Annotated in this window: 25 protein-coding genes and 1 other annotated feature; of the genes, 2 read left to right on the top strand and 23 right to left on the bottom strand. The window is 36.4% G+C overall.

What is annotated here, in order from left to right; all coding sequences use genetic code 11:
- Nucleotides 1-211: 211 nt before the first annotated feature.
- From NST00_RS09305 to NST00_RS09290, 4 genes are all read right to left on the bottom strand, one after another.
- Nucleotides 212-724, bottom strand: a complete 513-nt coding sequence (locus NST00_RS09305) for an adenine phosphoribosyltransferase (protein WP_340709880.1) — start codon at nucleotides 722-724, stop codon at nucleotides 212-214.
- Between the two features lie 13 nt (nucleotides 725-737).
- Nucleotides 738-3,062, bottom strand: coding sequence for a single-stranded-DNA-specific exonuclease RecJ (gene recJ / locus NST00_RS09300; RefSeq protein WP_340709879.1), 2,325 nt, complete (start codon nucleotides 3,060-3,062; stop codon nucleotides 738-740).
- 139 nt (nucleotides 3,063-3,201) lie between these two features.
- Nucleotides 3,202-5,469 carry a protein translocase subunit SecDF gene (secDF, locus tag NST00_RS09295; protein ID WP_340709878.1) on the bottom strand — a complete coding sequence of 756 codons (2,268 nt, stop codon included), beginning with the start codon at nucleotides 5,467-5,469 and terminating at the stop codon, nucleotides 3,202-3,204.
- A gap of 238 nt (nucleotides 5,470-5,707) precedes the next feature.
- Nucleotides 5,708-6,037, bottom strand: a complete 330-nt coding sequence (locus tag NST00_RS09290) for a post-transcriptional regulator (protein ID WP_016838390.1) — start codon at nucleotides 6,035-6,037, stop codon at nucleotides 5,708-5,710.
- 94 nt (nucleotides 6,038-6,131) lie between these two features.
- Between NST00_RS09290 and NST00_RS09285 the strand changes: the two genes are divergently transcribed.
- Entirely contained in the window at nucleotides 6,132-7,649 is a 1,518-nt protein-coding gene (locus tag NST00_RS09285) for a putative polysaccharide biosynthesis protein (protein WP_168412381.1), read from the top strand.
- Here the strand turns inward: NST00_RS09285 and NST00_RS09280 are convergent.
- From NST00_RS09280 to NST00_RS09245, 8 genes are all read right to left on the bottom strand, one after another.
- Nucleotides 7,620-8,270 carry a DUF421 domain-containing protein gene (locus NST00_RS09280; protein ID WP_016838392.1) on the bottom strand — a complete coding sequence of 217 codons (651 nt, stop codon included), beginning with the start codon at nucleotides 8,268-8,270 and terminating at the stop codon, nucleotides 7,620-7,622. The genes NST00_RS09285 and NST00_RS09280 overlap by 30 nt on opposite strands.
- Nucleotides 8,271-8,499: 229 nt before the next feature.
- Nucleotides 8,500-8,760 (bottom strand): preprotein translocase subunit YajC, encoded by a 261-nt coding sequence (gene yajC / locus NST00_RS09275; RefSeq protein ID WP_016838393.1) that lies wholly within the window; start codon nucleotides 8,758-8,760, stop codon nucleotides 8,500-8,502.
- Between the two features lie 122 nt (nucleotides 8,761-8,882).
- Nucleotides 8,883-10,028, bottom strand: coding sequence for a tRNA guanosine(34) transglycosylase Tgt (gene tgt / locus NST00_RS09270; protein ID WP_016838394.1), 1,146 nt, complete (start codon nucleotides 10,026-10,028; stop codon nucleotides 8,883-8,885).
- A 53-nt stretch (nucleotides 10,029-10,081) separates the two neighbouring features.
- On the bottom strand, nucleotides 10,082-11,119 hold the full coding sequence (queA, locus tag NST00_RS09265) for a tRNA preQ1(34) S-adenosylmethionine ribosyltransferase-isomerase QueA (protein ID WP_016838395.1): 1,038 nt from the start codon (nucleotides 11,117-11,119) through the stop codon (nucleotides 10,082-10,084).
- 13 nt (nucleotides 11,120-11,132) lie between these two features.
- Nucleotides 11,133-12,137 (bottom strand): Holliday junction branch migration DNA helicase RuvB, encoded by a 1,005-nt coding sequence (ruvB, locus tag NST00_RS09260; RefSeq protein ID WP_016838396.1) that lies wholly within the window; start codon nucleotides 12,135-12,137, stop codon nucleotides 11,133-11,135.
- Nucleotides 12,138-12,152: 15 nt separating this feature from the next.
- Entirely contained in the window at nucleotides 12,153-12,773 is a 621-nt protein-coding gene (gene ruvA, locus NST00_RS09255; protein WP_340709877.1) for a Holliday junction branch migration protein RuvA, read from the bottom strand.
- A 117-nt stretch (nucleotides 12,774-12,890) separates the two neighbouring features.
- On the bottom strand, nucleotides 12,891-13,751 hold the full coding sequence (locus NST00_RS09250; protein WP_016838398.1) for a phosphotransferase: 861 nt from the start codon (nucleotides 13,749-13,751) through the stop codon (nucleotides 12,891-12,893).
- Nucleotides 13,752-15,041: a LysM peptidoglycan-binding domain-containing protein gene (locus tag NST00_RS09245; protein ID WP_083839527.1), complete on the bottom strand. Its 1,290-nt coding sequence runs from the start codon at nucleotides 15,039-15,041 to the stop codon at nucleotides 13,752-13,754.
- A gap of 135 nt (nucleotides 15,042-15,176) precedes the next feature.
- On the opposite strand from NST00_RS09245, the gene NST00_RS09240 reads away from it, so the two are divergent.
- Nucleotides 15,177-15,707 (top strand): transcription repressor NadR, encoded by a 531-nt coding sequence (locus NST00_RS09240; protein ID WP_016838400.1) that lies wholly within the window; start codon nucleotides 15,177-15,179, stop codon nucleotides 15,705-15,707.
- A gap of 100 nt (nucleotides 15,708-15,807) precedes the next feature.
- On the opposite strand, the gene NST00_RS09235 is transcribed toward NST00_RS09240, so the two are convergent.
- The 11 genes from NST00_RS09235 to minD form a co-directional block, all read right to left on the bottom strand.
- Nucleotides 15,808-16,197, bottom strand: coding sequence for a thiol-disulfide oxidoreductase DCC family protein (locus NST00_RS09235; RefSeq protein ID WP_311733635.1), 390 nt, complete (start codon nucleotides 16,195-16,197; stop codon nucleotides 15,808-15,810).
- Between the two features lie 2 nt (nucleotides 16,198-16,199).
- Entirely contained in the window at nucleotides 16,200-17,075 is an 876-nt protein-coding gene (gene pheA, locus NST00_RS09230) for a prephenate dehydratase (RefSeq protein ID WP_016838402.1), read from the bottom strand.
- A gap of 47 nt (nucleotides 17,076-17,122) precedes the next feature.
- A complete protein-coding gene (locus NST00_RS09225; protein ID WP_016838403.1) occupies nucleotides 17,123-17,578 on the bottom strand; it encodes an ACT domain-containing protein in 456 nt (151 codons plus the stop codon).
- A 14-nt stretch (nucleotides 17,579-17,592) separates the two neighbouring features.
- The gene (obgE, locus tag NST00_RS09220; RefSeq protein WP_340709876.1) at nucleotides 17,593-18,879 is read right to left on the bottom strand and encodes a GTPase ObgE; all 1,287 of its coding nucleotides are present in this window, start codon (nucleotides 18,877-18,879) and stop codon (nucleotides 17,593-17,595) included.
- A gap of 4 nt (nucleotides 18,880-18,883) precedes the next feature.
- Entirely contained in the window at nucleotides 18,884-19,405 is a 522-nt protein-coding gene (locus NST00_RS09215; RefSeq protein ID WP_340709875.1) for a Spo0B domain-containing protein, read from the bottom strand.
- A 138-nt stretch (nucleotides 19,406-19,543) separates the two neighbouring features.
- Nucleotides 19,544-19,834: a 50S ribosomal protein L27 gene (gene rpmA, locus NST00_RS09210; protein WP_026019082.1), complete on the bottom strand. Its 291-nt coding sequence runs from the start codon at nucleotides 19,832-19,834 to the stop codon at nucleotides 19,544-19,546.
- A gap of 5 nt (nucleotides 19,835-19,839) precedes the next feature.
- Complete coding sequence (locus NST00_RS09205) at nucleotides 19,840-20,196, bottom strand: ribosomal-processing cysteine protease Prp (RefSeq protein ID WP_016838407.1); 357 nt, start codon at nucleotides 20,194-20,196, stop codon at nucleotides 19,840-19,842.
- 11 nt (nucleotides 20,197-20,207) lie between these two features.
- Nucleotides 20,208-20,516, bottom strand: coding sequence for a 50S ribosomal protein L21 (gene rplU, locus NST00_RS09200; protein ID WP_016838408.1), 309 nt, complete (start codon nucleotides 20,514-20,516; stop codon nucleotides 20,208-20,210).
- Between the two features lie 12 nt (nucleotides 20,517-20,528).
- Nucleotides 20,529-20,606: a sequence feature (ribosomal protein L21 leader region), on the bottom strand.
- 43 nt (nucleotides 20,607-20,649) lie between these two features.
- Complete coding sequence (locus NST00_RS09195) at nucleotides 20,650-21,288, bottom strand: M50 family metallopeptidase (protein WP_339288331.1); 639 nt, start codon at nucleotides 21,286-21,288, stop codon at nucleotides 20,650-20,652.
- Nucleotides 21,261-21,812: a peptidoglycan DD-metalloendopeptidase family protein gene (locus NST00_RS09190; protein ID WP_026019083.1), complete on the bottom strand. Its 552-nt coding sequence runs from the start codon at nucleotides 21,810-21,812 to the stop codon at nucleotides 21,261-21,263. The genes NST00_RS09195 and NST00_RS09190 overlap by 28 nt, the downstream gene beginning before the upstream one ends.
- Nucleotides 21,813-22,023: 211 nt before the next feature.
- On the bottom strand, nucleotides 22,024-22,821 hold the full coding sequence (minD, locus tag NST00_RS09185) for a septum site-determining protein MinD (protein ID WP_016838412.1): 798 nt from the start codon (nucleotides 22,819-22,821) through the stop codon (nucleotides 22,024-22,026).

Here is a 22,821-nt window from a genome sequence, read left to right as displayed (position 1 = left end):
TTGTCCACCTTCAAAAATTTTTCTGTTTTATATATAAAACTAATTGTAAAAAAGTATAAATAAAATGTAAAGCCAAGTCTTATCATATTGCGTTTATCTAACAAAATAATAAACCGTTGTCAGATGAAAAAATATTTTTTTAAAAAAATTTTCGCTTATTAAAGTAAAAGAATCCGCACAGTTATTCAAAGTGCGAATTCTTTTTGGGAAATCAATATTGAAGCAATGTTTTGATCGGGTAATTTCCAATTTTTTCGCGGCCATTTAATTCTGTTAGTTCAATAATGAATGCACAACCAGCAACGGTACCACCAAGTTTTTCAACTAATTGAATTGTAGCATCCACCGTACCACCTGTTGCTAGTAAGTCGTCAATAATTAACACTTTTTGTCCTGGGGAAATTGTATCTTTATGCATAGCAAGTACATTCGTACCATATTCTAATGCATATTCAACACTAACTACTTCTCTCGGCAATTTTCCTGGTTTACGCACCGGAGCGAATCCAATTCCTAATGCATACGCAACAGGACATCCGATAATAAATCCACGTGCTTCTGGCCCAACGATAATATCTGCTCCCACTTCTTTTGCAAATTCAACAATTTGATCAACCGCATATTTAAATGCTTCACCGTTATCCATTAACGGCGTAATATCTTTAAAACTAATTCCTTCTTTTGGAAAGTTTTGTACAATTGCAATATGTTCCCTTAAATCCATTCCATTTTCCTCCTTAGGAATAAGATAATTCCTTCATTCGATTATCAAACCATTGTTTTAACTCTGAATAAGTTGAGTATAAAAATTTTTGTTCCAATTCGATTTGCTGTTGTCGCAATTGATATGTGGTAGCTTCAGTTAAAGAACGTTTACTTGCAAATTCATTGACGGAAAGCAAACCATTTTCTATTGTAACAAAACCGAGCTCAAAAAACACCTTTGTCATAAACTTTATTGTATCCACATTTAAACCAAAATGTTTGGATAGTTGATGAATATGTTCGTTTAAGTTAAAGAATGGGCGATTTTTTAGAAATGTATAGTATTGAGCAAAATGCTTTCGTGTTGGCATGCCATTAAAATATTGGGAATTCGGTGTGTAAAATACCGCATAAATACGTTGCGGTTTTGCAATTTCAATTAGCTTTTCCATTGTATGAATACGTTTTGGTAAATCCAATAATACAATATACGATGAAAGAGAATTGTCAATTTCATCTTCAACTAATTGAATGGATGGTATGACTGCTTGAAAATATTGAATTGTTTCCTCACGAAAAGCAATAAAGGATGATTCTTCAATAGGAATGCTTCCCACCCAATGATTGGCATTTACTTTTCCCCGATAATCAAATAACTGCCACTCAAGTATCTGAACATCCGAAAGTAAAAATTGCGGTTTTTTTCTACCTTGCCATTCATTGATTTGCAAATCACCAACAATGGATAATTTCACGCCATAGGAAATTTCATTGAATAAATAACCTTTGTTAAAACCAACTGCATCAAGAATTCCATATGCATCTTCCAATTCCATTTTTATATGGTTCTCATTTGCACCGATTTTGCGCATTGAACGAATCGAAACTTGTTGTATAGCAAAAATCGGCTTTTCAAATCCAACACCAAATGGTTTCAACTTCTGTAATTCTTCAATTGCTTCAACCGTTACTTCACTTAAATCGATAGGAACATCAATGTATAATGTCGGCGTTAACATTTCATCGGATAAACATGTTGATGCTTGTTGATGAAGTCGTACTCTCAATTCATCGATATGTTCAGCTGAAAGCGTCATACCTGCAGCCATTGGATGTCCGCCAAAATGCGGAAGAATATCCCGATTTTTTGCTAGTTCATTGTATAAATGAAATCCTTCGATGCTGCGTCCTGAACCTTTTGCTAATCCCAATTCTGAATCGATCGATAACACGATTGTCGGTTTATAATATTTCTCTACTAAACGGGAAGCAACAATTCCAATTACCCCCGGATTCCATCCTTCTTTTGCCACGACAAGCACTAAAGAATTGCTAATATCCGGATTATTTTCAATCATTTCTATTGCTTCTTCAGTAATCGAATTGACATACTCTTTTCTCTCATTATTTTTTTCATTTAGCAATTTAGCTCCCATTGTGGCACTTGCTAAATCTTCACTCATTAAAAACTCTACACCGGGTTTTGCATCACCTAGGCGTCCTATAGCATTTAATCGAGGACCAAAATAAAAACCGATAATTTCTTCATCGATTTCATGCTGCTTTACTCCTGATGCTTCACATAAAGCTTGAACCCATGGGTGATTTGACTTTCGCAATTTCTCTAACCCTTTACGAACAATGTATCGATTCTCTCCAGTTAAGGGGACAAGATCTGCGATTGTGCCAAGTGCAACGTATTCAAACAAATGCTCAGGCACCTCTCCATATAATGCGTGGGCAAGCTTAAAAGCTACGCCTACCCCTGCCAATTCACCAAAAGGATATTTCCCTTCTGGTACCCTCGGATGAATAATGACGTCTGCAGGCGGCAGCTCTTCTCCCGGTTCATGGTGATCTGTAACAATCACATCCATACCAAGCTCTTTTGCTATGCGTATCGGTTCGATGCCGCTAATTCCATTATCGACAGTAATAATCAGTTGGATTCCTTTCTCATGTGCCAATCTGAACAATTCTTCGTTTGGCCCATATCCATGTGTGAAGCGATTCGGAATCTCAAAATCTACATCTGCTCCTAAATCAAGCAATGTATGCAATATGACGGACGTACTCGTAATACCATCTGCATCATAATCTCCATAGATTAATATCTTTTCCCCTCGATGTAATGCTAATTCAATTCGTTCTACCGCTTCTTTCATCCCCGTTAACAAATAAGGATTATGTAGTTGGTCATCTTTCATATGTATAATATTTCTAGCTTCATCTAGTGTCTTCACTCTTGATGCTAATATTTTTGCAGTCAAACTAGAAATATGTAAATTGTTTTGTAATTGTTGAACAAACATTTCATCGGGAATTTGGATCTTCCATTTTTTTGATGATTGTATCATTACCTCACATCCTCACGAAGTCCATTATACCTAAATTTCATAAGTATTGGATAAAAAACTTATATTAATCTAGTAAAGTTTATCTTCCAATAATAAATAAAAGATACTCCCTAAACTAGAGAGTATCTGAAATAGATTATTAAACTACTGGCTCGTCTGAACCCCATTGCTTCTTCTCTTTTTTCTTCACTGTCGTACCTTTTTTGCTCATTTCGCGCACTTTTAGTGTATACCATAGTTGTGCTGCAATACAAATGGAGGAATACATTCCCGTTACTAATCCAATGAGTAAAGCGATTGAGAAATTTCGAATTGCTGGCGCACCAAAAATTAAGAGTGCAACAACAACTACGATTACCGTCAATACTGTATTTACGGAACGTCCCATCGTTTGACGGAGGGATTTATTGATGATTTCGGCAAGTTCTTCTTTCGATTTGATTTCGCCTTTATGTTCGATATTTTCACGAATACGGTCGAAGGTAACAATCGTATCGTTTATGGAATAACCGACAATGGTTAAAATTGCTGCAATGAAAGTTATGTCCACTTCTAAGCGCAATACGCTGAAAATTGCCACCATGAAGAATACATCGTGTAATAGTGAAACAATTGCACCTACACCCATTCTCCATTCGAAACGGAATGCCACATAAATGACAATACCAAGAGCGGCAAAACTTAGAGCGTAAATCGCATTTTTAACGAGTTCACGACCAACTGTTGGAGAAACTGTACTTACATTTGGTTCATGACCGTAGTCTTCCATCACTGCTGATTTTAAATCTAACGTTTCTTGTTGCGTGAAATCTTTTTTATAAGTGGCAACAGCAGTATCTTTATTTTCACCACTTATGACTAATTCATCTGCTGGGAATCCGATTTTCTCTAAATAATCGGCCATTTCTTCTTGGGTCGTCGGCTCATTTGAAAGTATTTCAACTCGAGTACCACTTGAGAAGTCAATGCCTAAGTTTAATTTAAAGATTCCAAGCATTACAACCCCGATCAACAAAATAATCATTGAAATAGCATAAAACTTTTTGCGGTTATGAACGAAATCAATGCGATCGAAGTTTGTTGTTAAATCTAATGTTTCTACACCTTCTGAAGCGTCATGAATTTTTGATTTTCGAACACCATAGAAGAATGGATTATCGAATTTGCCACTCTTAATGAGTAATCCAAGTAATACACGTGATAACCATACTGATGTTAAGAAACTTAATAAAATGGAAATAATTAACGTTGTCGCAAAACCTTTAACTGAGCTTGTACCAAAGTAGAAAAGTACAACCGCAGCTAGTAATGTTGTTAATTGTGCATCTATAATCGCGCTTAGTGATAGTTTAGATCCCATTTGGAATGCTTCTTTTGGTGATTTACCAACACGTATTTCTTCTCGAATACGCTCTGCTGTTAAAATATTCGCGTCCACAGCCATACCAATACCAAGTACAAGAGCTGCAATACCTGGCAACGTTAATACTGCACCAATTAAATTTTGAATAAGCAGTACTAAATAGGCAAATACCGTTAACGTGATAATCGAAATAAAACCAGGTAATCGATAGTAAAACAACATAAAGATGAAAATTAATAGAACACCAACAATACTAGCGAATACAGTGCTATTTAAAGCTTGTTCCCCAAACTGAGCGCCCACTGATGTTGCATAAATTTCTGTTAATTTTACAGGAAGTGCCCCCGCATTTAACATACTTGCCAAATTTTTCGTTTCCTCAACAGTAAAATTCCCTGAAATCATAACGTCTGTTGTATTTAAAGTTTCTTTTACAGACGCTGCTGAAATAAATTTCGGATCAGGCTTTGTTGCTTCTTCTTTATATGAGTCTTCTCCTTCAACAAAATCCATCCAAATAACAAGTAAGTTCTGACCTGGTGGCATTTGAGAAATTTTCGATGTAATGTCTGCAAATTTTTGTGCATCTTTTAACGTCAATGTAACGATTGGTCGATTTTGTTGGTCGAAGGAAGCCGCAGCACCGCCTTCTTTCAAATCAGAACCGTCTAACAGTAAATTATCGTTTACATCACGAAATGTTAAATTCGCCGTACTTGATAACATTTCCCGAGCAGATGATTGATCGTCTATTCCAGCAAGCTGAACACGAATCCGATTCTCACCTTCAACCTGAATACTCGGCTCGCTGACACCGAAAGCATCGATACGCTTTGATAAAGCGGTCGTCGTATCTGCTACGATACTTTGAGTAATTTTTTGCCCTTCTTTTAAGGGTTCAACTTCATACAAAACTTCAAATCCGCCTTGTAAGTCAAGTCCAAGTTTTACATCTTTTAATACTCCTTTTACTGTGAAGCCCATCGCACCAAAAAGTACGATTACAGCCAGTACAAAGGAAACGATCCGGCTTTTTGAATTCATTGATAAATCCTCCTTGATGCAATGTACAATAGCTTGTACATACATAAACACGTGCAAGCATATCTTTACAATAATCTCTTGAATTAGTACTCCGAAATTTTTTTCGTGATATTTCCACCAAATGAAGAATAAACTTGGAGTGGATAAGCTCAATCGAAATTATTGCAAAAATATACCTTTCCTTTTCTTATGTAACAAACTAATTATGAAACACGAAAGTCAACCTGTCAAACCGAATCTATACATTTTCTTTGTCAGAATTGTTATTATTTGTAGGATTTAATAATTCTCTCAATTCTTCTTGATTTACTTCAGAAAACCAATTTGTGCTTTGGAATTGTTGGATTTGCAAATAATTCACGATTTCTGAAGCTTTTAATGAAAAAATTGTTGATACGGCTTCATGAATTCGAATTTCATCCAAATTTTTCTTTCGCCACTTTTTTTGAAGACAATAATTCCAAATTTCTTCAATCGTAATACCTTCATACCCGTTTAAGTTCATTTCTTCTAATTTGCTCTTAAGCACAGGCAAAACTTTTGAAAATAAGCGCTCATGTTCGACCATAGGCAAATCACTCCATCGTTCTGTATTAACTGTTTTTAGGAAAGCATACAAATATTGTAACGAATAATAGAATAATTGAGAAGGGATTGTATGGATGGCATCATTTGTTAGAGGAACTATTTTTCTCACAGTTGTCATTTTTTTGTCAAAACTATTCGGTTTTATTTATAGAATGCAATTTATGAGGGTAGCTGGCGAAGAAGCTGTTGGAGTTTATATGACTGCCTATCCAGCGTATATATTCTTCGTTTCAGTATTACAGCTAGGCATCCCTATTGCTGTAGCGAAAGTAATTGCAGAACTATATGCAAAACGCCAAATTGGACAACTTCATTCCGTCATGAAAACAGCATTTAGATGGTCAATTTTATCCATTATCTTATTTACACCGATTCTTATATTATTTATTCCATATTTGGCAGAAACGCTATTACATAATAAAGGAACAAAAATTACGCTATATATTGCGTTAGGGGCTGTACCAATTATTGTATTTTCCGGTTTAATTCGAGGATACTTACAAGGTATTGCCATCATTTCAGCAACAGCCTGGTCCCAAATGATCGAACAGCTGGTACGCATCGTTTTAATCTCTTTAGCATTGCCATTTTTCGTTGTGCCGGACAACCCTGAATTAACGGCTGCATATGCAATGGCAATTACTGCAGTTGGTGAATTTATTTCGTTTATTTATTTATACATTCATTATTTCATGAAAAAGAAAAAACTAAAAAAACCCTCCTCACAAAAACCATATCCGGCAATGCCTTTACTGCGTATTGCCGTTCCAAGTGCAGGAAGCAGATTGTTTGGCACATTCACATGGTTTTTGGAACCAATCGTCTTTTTGAAGGCATTAACCATTGCAGGACTGACAGCTGCAGGAGCAACGACTTTATACGGAATTATTTCTGGTGTACATGTACCGTTATTATTATTCCCTTCTTTTATTCCTAATGCTTTAGCGATCGTTTTAATTCCAGCAGTGAGCGATGCTGTAGCAAGGAGTAATACAAGGTTACTGAATAATCGCATCGGAATAAGTTTACGCCTTTCATCCATCATTGGTGCCTACGCTGCGACATATTTCTTTTTGCACGGTGATGAACTTGCTATGCGGCTCTTTCACTTAGAGGAGAACCGTGGATTTATGAAAATTTTAGCTCCAATTTTCTATTTTTATTATATCCAAAGCCCTCTACACTCCATTTTGCAAGCAATGGATGAAGCAAAACCTGCCATGATGAATTCCATTTATGGCGGAATCGGGAAATTATTCGTCATGTTTGTACTAGCATCTCAACCATTTATTCAAGAATATGGTGCAATTATCGCAATTGGATTTGGTGTATTAGTAACATCTTTTTTACATATGGCAACACTACGGGCGCACAAAATGATTAGTTCCGGTTTCCGATTCTTTGCAATTCCTTATGTGATTTTTATTCTTACTTGTATTATTCAAAGTTATATTTTCAGTAAAATTTCCTTTAATTTTTGGACAAATAGTGCTTTAACCATTATTGTTTTAACAATCTTTCTACTAGTAACAAATCAATTAAAATGGAGCGATTTTCGATTTTTACGTTCCATTCTTATTCGTCGACTTTAATTGTACGTGCAAATCGTAATTTTCATAACAACAATAAAAAATGTCTTCCGGCTTTTCATAGCCCTTCTTTTTTAAGTTTTCCAACAGCCATTCTCTATCTTTTTCAAGGAATTTTAGATGCCGATCTATTATATATCCATCAACAATCAGTGGAAAGATGAGCGGGTCATCATCTTTTAAGAAAATCGATAGTCTACCAGACGGTTCAAGAAATGCATATTTAATTTGCTGTACGGAAGGAATGCGTTCTTCACGCATTTGTTGAAATAAATCGTCTAAATTATATCGTTGCTTTCTCATTTCTTCTTGATTAATAACACCATCTTCCACAATTATCGATGGATCTCCATCAATTAAATCACGGATTTTCTTACTTTTTAATGCAATCAACGAATTTAAATACTGGATGGCGAGCAAAATAAGAATTGGAAAAACATTTTCAAATAACGGTTTATCTAAATCATCTAAAGCAAAAGCAACACATTCAGCAATGAGCACAAATACCACTAAATCCATAATGCTTAGTTCGCCTACTTCCCTTTTACCCATGAGGCGAAAAACGACAAGCACGAGCAAATATAAAAAGACCGTTCTGAAAAGAATTTGTAAATACACTTCCATACATCCCACATCCTTTCTTTCCTATTGTTGGCCAAGCGATTGTCAACTATACAAAAAAAGGGCTGTCCAGAAAGTCAATCACTTTCTGAACAGCCCTACTCCTTACTAGTAATACTCTCTTAAAAACTTTGCTCCTGCGGTGGTCACATCAAACTGTCACCAACCTCGTCGCAAAGGGGGCGTCTCAAAATGACTTTTCAGACGCCCCCTTTTATTCGTTGTCTATGGATTAATCGTTGATAACTCGTCCAATTGCTTGACGCTCAAATTTTAAGCGAGTTTTGCCATCAACTAGAAGATATACAGCAGAATCTTCTAAAGCATCTACTTCACCGTGAAGTCCACCGATTGTTACGACTTTATCTCCACGCTTTAAATTATTTTGCATTTCTTGTGTCGCTTTTTGTCGTTTTTGAGCAGGACGAACTAAAATAAACCACATTGCAACAAACATGATAATGATTGGTAATAAGTTATATAATGTTTGCATCCAGTATATCCCCCTTTCTATCTCTCACCTCATAAGTATAGTATAAAACGAAGGTAAAAATCGATTTTATTTTCTATTTTATTAGAAAAATTTCTTAAATTATTCAAAGTTTGCTTCTTTGCTTAAAAGTTTTTCGCATTTGGTTTATTAAATCCATATTGCTCAAAAAATTCATTGCGGAAATCAAGCAATCGATCTTCTCTAATTGCTTGTCTTACTTGTTCCATCAATCTCAATAAGAAATAAAGGTTGTGGTACGTTGTCAGTCTTAATCCAAAAATTTCTCCAGTTCGAATTAAATGACGAATATAAGCTCTTGAGTAATTTTTACATGTATAACAGTCACAGTTTGGATCAAGTGGTCCAAAATCTTTCGCATATTGAGCGTTTTTAATAACAAGACGGCCTTGCGAAGTCATTAGCGTTCCGTTTCGAGCAATTCTCGTTGGCAATACGCAGTCGAACATATCAATACCTCGGATTGCCCCTTCAATTAAAGCATCCGGTGAACCTACCCCCATTAAATAGCGTGGTTTATTTTCAGGAAGTAGCGGTGTTGTAAATTCTAATACTCGGTACATCACATCTTTTGGTTCACCTACGGATAATCCACCTACAGCATATCCAGGGAAATCCAATTCTATAAGAGCTTCCGCAGATCGTTTTCTTAAGTCTTCAAATTCCCCACCTTGCACAATACCAAATAACCCTTGTTCTTCTGGACGCTGGTGTGCTTCTTTGCATCGTTTCGCCCAACGTGTTGTTCGATCCACGCTCTGCAACATATATTCATAAGTTGCTGGATATGGTGGACATTCATCGAACGCCATGATGATGTCCGCTCCTAAATCGTTTTGAATTTGAATGGATTTTTCAGGGCTTAAAAATAGCTTATCTCCGTTTAAATGGTTCCGGAAATAAACTCCTTCTTCTTCAATTTTTCGAAGGTCGCTTAACGAAAATACTTGGAATCCACCTGAATCGGTTAATATAGGGCGATCCCAATTCATGAATTGGTGCAAGCCGCCCGCTTCTTTTACGATTTCGTTACCAGGTCTGAGCCATAAATGATACGTGTTGGATAAAATTATGCCCGCGCCCATCTCTTTTAACTCTTCAGGTGACATCGTTTTCACCGTTGCTTGTGTTCCAACGGGCATGAATGCTGGTGTTTCAAAGGAACCGTGTGGCGTATGGACAATTCCTAGCCTTGCTCCTGATTGTTTACATGTTTTGATATGTTCATATCGAATTGCAGGTTGTGTCATTTGTAAATTCCTCTCTTCATCTAAAGTATAAACAGTACTTCGATTGTTGAGTGTTATGCTTTTGGCCGAATAAACATCGCATCACCAAAACTAAAGAATCGATATCGTTCTTTAATCGCTTCACTATAGGCATGGAAAATCGTCTCTTTTCCAGCCAATGCACTCACAAGCATTACTAAAGTTGATTTAGGTAAATGGAAATTCGTAATTAAACCATCAATACATTTAAATTCATAGCCTGGATAAATAAATATATCTGTCCATCCTTGTTCCGCTTTGATTTTGCCATCATATTTGGAAGCGACAGTCTCAAGGGTTCTTGTAGATGTAGTACCGACTGCTATGACATTGCCACCTTGTTCTTTCACTCGATTAATCGTTTCAGCAGCACTTTCACTAATGCTATAAAACTCTGAATGCATTTCATGTTCTTCGATTGTTTCACTGCTTACAGGTCTGAATGTTCCAAGACCAACATGAAGGGTAATAAAGACAATTTCAACCCCTTTATTGCGAATTTTTTCAAGAATTTCTTCAGTGAAATGAAGTCCTGCTGTTGGAGCTGCTGCAGAGCCAATTTCTTTTGCATAAACTGTTTGATAACGCTCTCTATCTTCCAATTTTTCATGAATATATGGTGGTAGTGGCATTTCACCTAATTTTTCTAACACTTCATAAAAAATGCCCTCGTAACTAAACTCAAATATTCGTCCACCATGATCAAGAACGTCCGTACAAGTCGCACGCAACAGTCCATCGCCAAAAGAAATTGTCGTGCCTATTTTTACCCTCTTTGCAGGTTTGACTAATGTCTCCCATCTATTCTTTTCCAATTGTTTTAACAATAAAACTTCGATATGAGCTCCCGTTTCTTCTTTTATGCCAAAAAGTCGAGCCGGCATTACACGGGTATCATTCAATACAAGACAATCACCCGCATTAAGCTCATCTACAATATGAGGAAATTGATGATGTTCAATTTCTTTTGAAAAAGGATTTACGATCAGCAATCTACTTGCTGCACGATCTTTTAGTGGTGTTTGAGCAATCAATTCTTCTGGTAAGTTGAAATCAAATTCTTCAATTTTCATACATAACTTCCTTTTACTTTGTTTCATCGTAATAAGTATAACCAAGATGTTCAAAAGCTAATTTTGTCGCCACACGTCCTCGTGGCGTACGTTGAATAAATCCGATTTGCATTAAATATGGCTCGTACACATCTTCTATCGTGATGCGTTCTTCTCCGATGGAAGCCGCTAATGTATCTAATCCAACGGGTCCACCATTAAATTGTACAATCATACTTCGTAGCAATTTATGGTCGATTTGATCTAAACCGTATCGATCCACTTGAAGTAATTCAAGAGCTTGTTTCGCAAGATCAAGGGTTATCATTCCATCCCCTATCACTTGTGCATAGTCTCTTACCCGCTTCAACAAGCGATTAGCAATACGAGGAGTTCCGCGAGAACGCCTTGCAATTTCCTCTGCAGCTCTGTCATCAATCTCTACTTCAAACAGTTTACTACTTCTTTTTACAATTTCAATTAATGAATGTTCATCATAATAATCAAGTCTTAATAATACACCAAAACGATCTCGTAAAGGAGCAGATAAAGAACCTACCCTTGTTGTAGCTCCTACTAATGTAAAAGGCGGCAAGTCCAATCGAATAGAGCGGGCGTCATGCCCTTTCCCAACGACGATATCAAGGCAAAAATCTTCCATCGCTGGATACAGCACTTCTTCAATTGTTCGGGAAAGGCGATGAATTTCATCTATAAAGAGGACATCCCCAGGCTCTAGTGAACTAACAATAGCCGCTAAATCTCCTGGTCGTTCAATTGCAGGCCCACTTGTAAGCCGAATGTTTACATCCAGTTCATTTGCGATCACATTAGCTAGAGTGGTTTTTCCCAATCCTGGCGGACCGTATAGCAACACATGGTCTAACGATTCTTGTCGGAATTTTGCCGCTTCAATAAAGATCTTTAAGTTATCTTTTACTTGATGCTGCCCGATATATTGAGAAAGCCTTTGAGGTCTCAAAGATAATTCAATTTGGTTATCCAATTCATTTGCTTCACTTGAAACGATTCGATTCACTTGCCGCCCTCCTTGTTACTTTGTCGTTAACAAAAGTTTTAATGCATATTTCATATAATTTTCCGTCGTTTGTAAATCTTCCTTTTCACTTAATAAAGGCTTAATTTTCTCTAATTCTTTTTCGGAATATCCGAGTGCATGAAGAGCCAACATTGCTTCTTCTAATTCATGTTGATATGGATTCACACCAAATAGTTGCAATTCATCTTCAGCACTTGGAAGTTCCACATGCTCAAGGAGCGAACCAAGTTTCCCTTTTAAATCTAGAATCATTTGTCTAGCAGTCTTCTTCCCGACACCAGGAAATTTAACTAAATACTTTTCATCTTCCATTTCAATGGCTGTAATAACATGCGAAGGATTTCCACTTGCAAGAATTGATAACGCACTCTTTGGACCGATACCGGAAACTTGTATAAGTTTTTTAAATAATTCTCGTTCTTTTATCGTTTTAAAACCATACAATTGCTGAGCATCTTCTCTTACATGCATATGTACAAATACTCTTTGTTTTTCTTCATTCACACGAAAAGCAAACGGATTCGGTGTGATGATTGCGTATCCAATCCCGCTCTGTTCTAAGACGACATATTCAGGTGTAATGCGCGTCACTTGTCCGATGATATAATCGTACATTTTCATTCCTCACATTCGGAGTGTTGGTATAAACACATTATTGAAACAAAAGAAAGACCGTCTTTTATGACGGTCAACTATTTACTATTCTATTTTATATTAACATAATCTCGTATTTTATCCTACTTCAAACATTTCTTGAATTTTATCAGTTGTTGCCATCAGTTCAGGCCAATGCCTTAACGCCTTTTCTGTAAATGGCATTATATATTCTAAGAAAGCATCTTTCTCATAATCACCTAGATGCAAGACATATTGCCATTCTCTTAACAGTTCATTAGGGTATTGCAAGTAATGTAATTTTGAAAGACAAATTTCCCTTAAATATTTATTTTCATTTAATAATGTTTCAATATCATAATCTACATTTGGTAGTGCCCGGTGCATCCATAAAATCATCTCTTCCGCCGCATCGCCAACAACCGCTAAATCAAAATCAATTAATTTCATTCCATCTCTTGTCATTAAAAAATTGTGGTGCACAACATCGCCATGTAGCAATGTCATCTTTGTTGGAAAAGAACCTGGGTTTTGACGTATCTTTTTTAACGCTTTATTCGCATAGAGAACAATATCGTAATATTGATGACGCAAATATTTTACCAGCTCATTTTCTTGCAATAAAAACCGTTCAAGTCTAGCATTCCATTTTTGAATGAGTTTCTGTTTTGGAATGACAGAATAATGGCTCCATTCAATCTGTTCATTTGTTTCATGTAATGCCTTTAGTATTTTCACTGCTTTCTTTCTATGTTTTGTCTTGGAAAAATCCGCGCTATAACTATTCTTTTGCCAACTTTGAACAAGCAAATAAGGCTCTTCTGATTTTTTTAATGGAATGATATAAGGAAACTGAATTTTTTCTAATTCTTCATGAATTAGCGCTACTTTTTCAAATACATGAAATTGATCATATTTTTTTATGAATAGTGTTTCGTTACCTGCATGTTGCTTCCATATATTATTTTTAATTTGCATTTAGTATGACCACGGTTTAAAATGTGGTGCACAAGGATTCATTCTCGGTGGATAATATTGCTGCATACTTGGGTCGAATCCTTGATCCATTTGTGGATACATTGATTGTGGCATAGATTGAAACATCGGTGGATACATCCCTTGATTCATAGGATGATAACCTTGTGGCATTTGATAATAGTCGTATGATGGCATTGTTGCTTGTTCAAAAACATTGTAGTCCTGATGTCCTTCTTGCATTTGGCTATTATAATCCTGACTCAATGTTTTTTCCCCTTCTTTTTGCTCATCTTGTGAAGTAGATTCAAAGAGCCAATCTGTATCATCATTCTGAGTTGTATGATATTCTGTTGCCATTTGTGTCATCATAGGATTTTCTGCTTCGCTTCCGTCATACATTCCTGCTTCGTACGGATAACTGTATTGCATATCCGGAGCTGGTTGACCGGAGTATGGCATACCTTGTGAATAATCCATTCCATACGGCATCATTTGTTGATAATCCATTCCATAATGCATTGGATATTCAGGGCATGGCGGCAACATATGTTGGTTTGTGAAATATGGTTGAGCATGATGTTGCATATGGTCTTGCGCTTCTCTACAACCGCAACGCTCTACTTTGTGCGGTTTACAGTTGCAAGGATGTTGCGGCATGCATGGAATATAAATAGGTTGTGGCACCGGAACATATTCAATGTGAGTTTGAGGAACCGGTACATATTCTTTCTCTACTACTTTTTCCTTCTCTTTTTCCTTTTCTTCTTTCATTCCTTCTGGTTGTGGAATTTTGATGAAAATCGGCTGTGGCATAACTGGTTGTGGGATTGGCATTATATGTGGATGTTGCATGTGTCGTTGAATATTCAGATGTGGTGAAAAATCAAAGTGGAATTCTGTCTTTTCGTGTGGATGCATTTGTTGAATCGGCATCGGAACAATTTGTGGTACTGGTGGTGTTGGAGGAATTTCAGGCAATTTCATTTCTTTTTCTACTGGTTGTTTTTTCGGTGGTGTTTCGATTGGTTTGGCTTTCGGCGGAATCTCTACTTTTTTATCTTTTGGCGGTGTTTCAATCGTTTTTGCTTTATCTGGCATTTCTTTATGTCCATACGAATGTTTCCGAGTTGAATGATCATCTGGTAAAATAATTTCCATACCAGGCACAATATAATCTGGATTTGCTAAATGTGAATTTAATCTTTTTAACTCCTCAAAATCGATACCATATTGCTTAGCAATTTTCCAAAGAGTATCTCCTTTTTGAACAATGTGAGTTCGCACAAACATCCTCCTTTTCTCGTTTTATAATATGACAATGAATCAAAAAAGACACAAAAATAATTCCCTTTACTACTCCTCGTGTTAAACTATGTTTAACAGGCTTATCCGTATACACATTATTTTATTAGAAGGTGTGATTGTATGAAAAAAATGCTTGGTGAAGAACGGAGAAATGAATTGCTAAATATCCTAAAGAATTCAAAAGAGCCCATTACAGGTACACAATTAGCAAAATATGCAAATGTTAGTCGACAAGTGATTGTTAACGACATGAATTTATTAAAAGCGCGAAATGAACCGATTATTGCAACAAGCCAAGGATATTTATATATGAATCAAGACGATACAACGGCTTTATTTGAAAAAAAAATTGTTTGTATACATAATGCTGAAGAAACAGAAGATGAATTGTTGACGATTGTAGATTGTGGGGTAACAGTAAAAAATGTAATTGTTGAACATCCGGTGTATGGAGAAATTACAGCTTCGATGATGTTATCATCCCGCATTGACGTAGAAAAGTTTCTTCAAAAAGTGAAGGAAACAAATGCAACTTACCTTTCTGTCTTAACGCAAGGAACCCATTTACATGTCATTTCAGCGCCGACAAAAGAACAAATTGAAGTAGCCGAAAAAAGGCTGCGTGAAAAGGGGTATTTGATAGAAGAATAGTTCTTTAAAAAATTGTTGAAGGAAAAGTAATAGGCAGAACAATTATTAAGAATTAAGGCTGGTTAGAAAACAATATTACTTTCTACCAGCCTGTTTATGTTTATAAGAATCTTTCCATATCTTCTTTATTTGGTATTTTACAAGATTGATTTTTTCCAAAAATATAACGATGTTTTGCAATAAAATCGTAAACTGTATCCCGAAGAATAGGTGGGAATATCATCAATATAGAAAAAACTTTCCAAAACCCTTCTAGCCCTAGAGAAATGCGCAATACGGCCGATGATTTCGCATAATAACGTTGATTTTCAATTAAAATCATGCTATTTAAATCTTTTGGAACTTGATACTGATTACATAACAATTTTCCTACTTCACTTTGTAGAGATGCAAACTGAAATTTTTTTTGAGGGTCTCGTTTCATGATAAAATGAACACTTCGACTGCAAAAGTTACACTCACCGTCAAATAAGATGATTGACTTCAACATGATCACTCCGATGCATTATATGTATAATAAGTTCCGAGTGATTTCACTTTACAGCCAAGAGCATGTAACTCCTCAAAGGCTCCTCTCATCATCGGTTCACTTTCATCTGCAAGCACATCAATAATAAAGAAATAGTTTCCTAATCCCGTTTTTAGTGGTCGTGATTCAATTTTGCTCAAGTTCAATTTTCTCCAGGCAAAAACCGAGAGCACTTGATGCAACGCTCCGGAAACAACATCTTGAGGCAACGTCAACATTAGCGTCGTTTTCGGTTGACCATCTGATTTTTCGATTGGTAAACGAGTATTGTGCTTTGATAATACAACAAATCGAGTATGGTTAAAATGGAAGTCATGAATATTGTGTTCCACAATTTCCAATCCATACTTTTCAGCAGAAGACGCATTGCCGATTGCTGCAATACATTTATCAGGATTCTCAGCGACCATTTTTGCCGCCTGCGCAGTGGAGGTAGTTTGATGCAACGGAACATGGCTAAAACGATAAAATAAATATTTATGGCACTGAGCTAAAGCATGTGAATGGGAATAAATACCCTCTAGTTTTTCCCAATTATCTTTTTGCGCTTTATTGACCATTAAATGCTGTTGAATTTTTAATTTAATTTCCCCGATGATATATAAATTTGCTTCATGAAATAAATAATCAATTGTTAGTGGTACACTGCCTTCTAAAGCATTTTCCAAGGGTACAACCGCATAATCCACTAAATCATTTGTTACTGCGTCAATGCACTCTGGAATCGTTCGATAAGCAATGTTCCATTCATTCGGGAAAAGTGAATTTGTTGCTAAGTACGTAAATGAAGCTTCCGGTCCTAAATAGGCAATCCGGTACTTCCATTCATTGTTTGTCACCATTAAGCCTCCCATCAATCAATAAATGGCTTATTTTAAAGAATGAGTTATAATGCCCCCGAGCTTATCACTTCAGCAGATTCGACAAATTCTAACTCATTCATTTTTTTGATTAATTCATTTAAGTCCATCATCATACTTGTAACGTCTAGTGATAGGGTAACATTGGCACGACCTTGAATCGGAATGGTTTGATGAATGGTTAATATATTGCAATGAGCTTCAGTAATAATTTCCAATACTTTTGCTAATGTTCCTTTTTGGTCTTGCAACTGAATAATCATCGTTAAAATTCTTTCTTTTACGATGGAGTGAAAGGGAAAGACAGCATCCCGATATTTATAGAAGGCACTTCTAGAAAGATCCACTTGCCTTACCGCATCCCATATGGAGTTGACCTTTCCTGTCTCCAACAATCGCTTTGCCTCTAATGTTTTTTGCATGGCATCGGTGAGCACGTCTTCCCGCACTAAATAATAGCGTTGTTCAGCAACATTTTTCATCTCCATCCCCCCTACTATTCCACAAATTCAAATTCATAATCTAAAATGCGTACTGTATCTCCGTCCTTTGCACCTCGTTCTCTTAATGCATCATCCACTCCTAAATGACGAAGCTGTCTTGCAAATCGACGAATCGATTCATCACGGCTGAAGTCAGTCATTTTAAATAATCTTTCAATTGTATATCCACTAAGCACATATGCTCCATCATCATCTCGAGTAATTTCAAATTCTTGCTCTTTCGCCTCGTGTTTATATAAAACAGTTGCATCACTTTCTTCAACTATATCATGCAGTTCAAAGTGAGGAGTTACTTCTAATAGATCTGCAATTTCATGTAATAATGGTTTAAGCCCTTTTCGCGAAATCGCTGAAATTGGAAACACTTTTATGTCGTCGCCAATTTTCTTCTTAAATTCAACTAAATTCTCTTCTGCACCAGGCATGTCCATTTTGTTCGCTACGACAATTTGAGGTCGTTCTGTAAGGCGTAAATTGTATTGTTTTAACTCCTCATTTATCGTCACATAATCCTCGAATGGATTGCGTCCTTCCATTCCAGACATATCGATAACATGCACAATTACTCTAGTTCGCTCAATATGGCGCAAGAATTGCATCCCTAACCCCACACCTTGATGGGCTCCTTCAATTAAGCCCGGTAAATCTGCCATGACAAAGCTGCGACCATCATCTGTTTCAACTACTCCTAGATTTGGAACAATCGTTGTAAAATGATAGGCACCGATTTTTGGCTTTGCTGCGGAAACAACGGAAAGCAGTGTCGATTTCCCAACGCTAGGGAATCCTACAAGTCCAACATCTGCTAATACTTTCAATTCCAATATAACATTTAATTCTTGCCCAGGTTCTCCTTTTTCTGAAAGTTCAGGTGCAGGATTTGCTGGTGTGGCAAAGCGCATATTTCCTCGGCCACCTCTGCCCCCTTTTGCAATAATAGCGCGTTGTCCATGTTCAACTAAATCCGCAATGACGTTTCCAGTTTCTTCATTGATCACTACCGTTCCAGGTGGAACTTTTACAATTAAATCTTTTGCATTTTTTCCATGCATCCCTTTGCTCATACCATTTTCGCCTCGGGGTGCTTTAAAATGGCGGTTATAGCGGAAATCCATTAATGTACGTAATCCTTCATCCACTTCAAAGACGACATTGCCACCATTTCCGCCGTCTCCACCAGCTGGACCACCATACGGTACATATTTTTCACGGCGAAAGGCAACCATTCCATCTCCGCCATCTCCGCCCTTAACATATATTTTTACGTGATCTACAAACATAATTTCACTCCTTAAAGGTTAAAACATATTTCCAATCATTTATGGATTCTTTTTCAGTGGTAATGTCCAAATTGTTACTATATTTCTCCGAGCTAAAAGGTTCAATATTCCATTTTCCATGTAAATCAAAGGTGATTAGTAAGATTTCCTCTTTGGATTCAATCGTAAGCAACAACTCTTGTTCACTGTATGGATCTAAATGAGGATAAACATGTTGAATCGTCTTTTCTAAGTATTCTACAGTTTCTTCATCTTTTTTCACCTTTGGAGCAGTCGTCACATCTATTTTTAACTTTAATTCAATTGAGGGAAATCGATAATGAAAAGTTTGAATCCATTCAACGGTTTTAGGACAATTTAATCTATTTAAAATTGATAATGATTTATAATGATTACAGTAATTTTCTATAATCTTTTTTGCGTCATCAATTCGGTTTAAATCTAAGTGCATTTTAATTAATTGCAACTGATTAATAAAATCATGATTAGCTGCTCTTAATATTTCATTTACAGTTAGCTTAGTCAATTTCCCCACTCCCATACAATAATGCTCGGCAATACCTATTTAAGTATAGCAATTTTTTCTTTATATTTCTTCTATTGGAAGGAGTTTTTTTAGATAGAAAAAAGGACTGCATTTGCAGTCCTTTCATAATCAATCAAATTATGCTTCTTGTGCAACAGGGTATACACTTACTTTTTTCTTATCGCGTCCCATACGTTCGAAGCGTACAATTCCGTCAATTTTAGCGTAAAGTGTGTCGTCTCCACCGCGGCCTACGTTAGCACCTGGGTAAATTCTTGTACCGCGTTGACGGTAAAGAATTGAACCACCAGTTACAAATTGACCATCCGCACGTTTTGCACCAAGGCGTTTTGCTTCAGAGTCACGACCGTTCTTAGTAGAACCTACCCCTTTTTTAGAAGCGAAAAATTGAAGGTCTAATGATAACAATAATTTCATTGTGTTCCACCTCCTACTTGCCTGTAGTTGATTTGGATATATTGACCGTAATTTTGTACCATTGAATAAACTTGTGCAGTCATTACTTGCACAATCAATTGTAATTTTTCATCTACTTCTGAATCTATATCCGTTGGCAAGTCTACTTTTAAGTAGCCTCCACCTTCATTTGCCTGCTCGATTTTCGGTTCAATATTTAATAGTGCATAAATAGCATTGACCGTACCAATCGCAATGGTCGATGCACCTGCACATACTAAATCTTTCCCTGATTCATCGTATTCAGCATGTCCAGAAAATTCAAAGGCAGATACACGGCGATTTTCGTCGTGATGTAGGGTTACCGTAATCATCCGGTCACCTCTTATGCGTTGATTGATTCAATTACTAATTTAGTATAAGGTTGACGGTGACCTTGTTTACGACGATAGTTTTTCTTAGGTTTGTATTTGAAAACAGTGATTTTTTTACCACGGCCTTCTTTCACAACTTTCGCTGTTACAGTTGCGCCTTCAACAGTTGGAGTACCAACTTTCACTGTTTCGCCACCAACGAAAAGAACTTTATCGAAAGTTACTACCTCGTTTGGCTCAACACCTAATTTTTCTACGTAAATTTCTTGTCCAGCTTCAACTTTATACTGTTTTCCACCAGTTTCGATAATAGCGTACATTACTTGCACCTCCTCTAGTCTAAGACTCGCCTGTAAGAAAGGTGATCATCATGATACTTTATAACCTTTCCAGAGCGGTTGTAGCACAGGTGCTACAAACAATAACATATGAAATGTTATCATACTGAATGTGTTAAGTCAATCGATTCAATACATATTTTTCAAAGGCGATTCGGTATTTTCGATAACGCCATTCTTGTATGATATGAAACCATAAGAAAATACTAAGAACAAATAAAAATAGTGTTTTTGGCAACAGAATAAATGTAATGATTACCGTCAACGTAATTAGTATGAAAGAGATTGCTAAAAACAATTCATATACTTTCGCTTTTTTACAAAAAAGTAAAATAAGCGCGAAAACAATTCTTCCTCCATCGAGAGGCCATACAGGTATTAAATTGATGCACAATAAAACGATTTGAATTTTAATAAAAGGCTTGGCCAATAAAGGATCTAGAAAAGGAGCCATCAACATACAACAAAATGTAGCGACAGGTCCTCCTAAGCTAATAAGGAGTTGCTTGTGAGGCGACAACGAGTAGCCACCTTCAAGTTCAATTTCCCCACCATACGGCATGATTACACATCGCTTGACTTTTACCCCTAACAGCCAAGCCATTAGAATATGTCCAAATTCGTGAATTAATAATGAAGTTAGAATAAGTGCATAATAGGAAACATTTCCATAAAGTATCATGCCAAATAAAAGGGGTAAAAATAATGGATGAATCGTCATACGCATCATGGTCGCATATGCTCTTTCATCCATAGTAATGTTTCTTCTAAATTAAGAATGTTCCCATCCTTCTCTACTTGAATGTACAAATCCCCTGGCTCTTTTTTCCCGATTGTGCCTCCCCTTTCAATAGATGTGTAAGGCAACAATGAAAAAGAATCCACATTTCCATAAGTCACAGTCGTATCATCCTCATAATATACTGAAATCGTTTTCCCCGTATCTTTTGAATATCCCGTATATACGACTAGACCATGATCAATCGCAATTAAGGGTACCGATTCTTCGTAGGTAAATAAGTACCCTTTGAAGTATGGCTTAACTTGTACAAATGTTAATAATTCTTGATTAATAGGCTCTGAGGAAACAGCAATCGTGTCATGTGCTTTCTTATCAAATATCTCCCTTAAAACATTTCTCATGAACGTTAAATCTTCAGAACTATATACAATTTTTTTCACATCAATGGAGATTCTTCCCGTTTCATGTAAGAAGTTACCAATCAGCACACCGGTACAAAGCAAAAATGAAGCGATCCATTTCCATTTTTTGTTCATACCCTCATCCATTCTCATTTTTCCTTAGTATATGAAAAATATGAAAATACGATTCTATATGTTGAAAAATGAGAATAAAGGGATGAATAATAAGACTGCTCAAAAAGTTAACATACGTTGTTGATTCTTTCTCGACTTTGCGGAAATCAATTTAAATTGCTATCAACAAAGCTTCAGAACCCTTTTTGTACAGTCTTTTTTCTCCTCTGTATTATTTTGAAAAGATTGAAATTAATTTTCTAAATACTCCTTTATGCTGTTCTTCAAGCGTCATCAATGGAACCGATTCTCCTAAAATTCTTCTAGCGATGTTACGATATCCCAATGAAGCTTTATTATTTGGATCCATCACGATTGGTTCACCTTTATTTGAAGAAGCAATAACGTCCTCACAATCGATTATAATTCCTAATAAATCAATGGATAAATGCGTTGTAATTTCATTGATATCCATTGCATCACCTTGGTTCATTAAATCTTTTCGAACTCGGTTAATGATAAGCTTCGGAGGATCAATTTGCTCTTGTTCGAGTAAACCGATAATTCGATCTGCATCACGCACTGCCGAAATTTCTGGAGTTGTAACAACAATAGCGCTATCCGCACCAGCTACAGCATTGCGATAACCTTGCTCTATCCCTGCAGGACAATCAATTAAAACATATTCAAATTCTCGTTTTAATTCTTCAATTAAACTTTTCATTTGCTCAGGTGTCACGGCATTCTTATCAGTTGTTTGGGCAGCTGGCAGTAAAAATAATTTATCGTCTACACGTTTGTCTTTTACTAAAGCTTGATGAATTTTGCAACGCCCTTCAACCACATCTACTAAATCGTAGATGATGCGATTGTCTAAACCAAGAACAAGGTCTAAATTTCTGAGGCCAATATCCGTATCCACTAAGCATACTTTTTTCCCTTGAAGTGCTAGAGCAGTACCTAGGTTAGCTGTTGTTGTCGTTTTGCCAACTCCGCCTTTACCTGAAGTTATTACAATAGCTTCCCCCAC

The organism is Ureibacillus sp. FSL K6-0165 (genome assembly GCF_038004285.1).
GTDB classification, from domain to species: domain Bacteria; phylum Bacillota; class Bacilli; order Bacillales_A; family Planococcaceae; genus Ureibacillus; species Ureibacillus thermosphaericus.
Note: the sequence above shows the minus strand (reverse complement) of the source record. Positions and strands in the feature narration are given on the sequence as shown.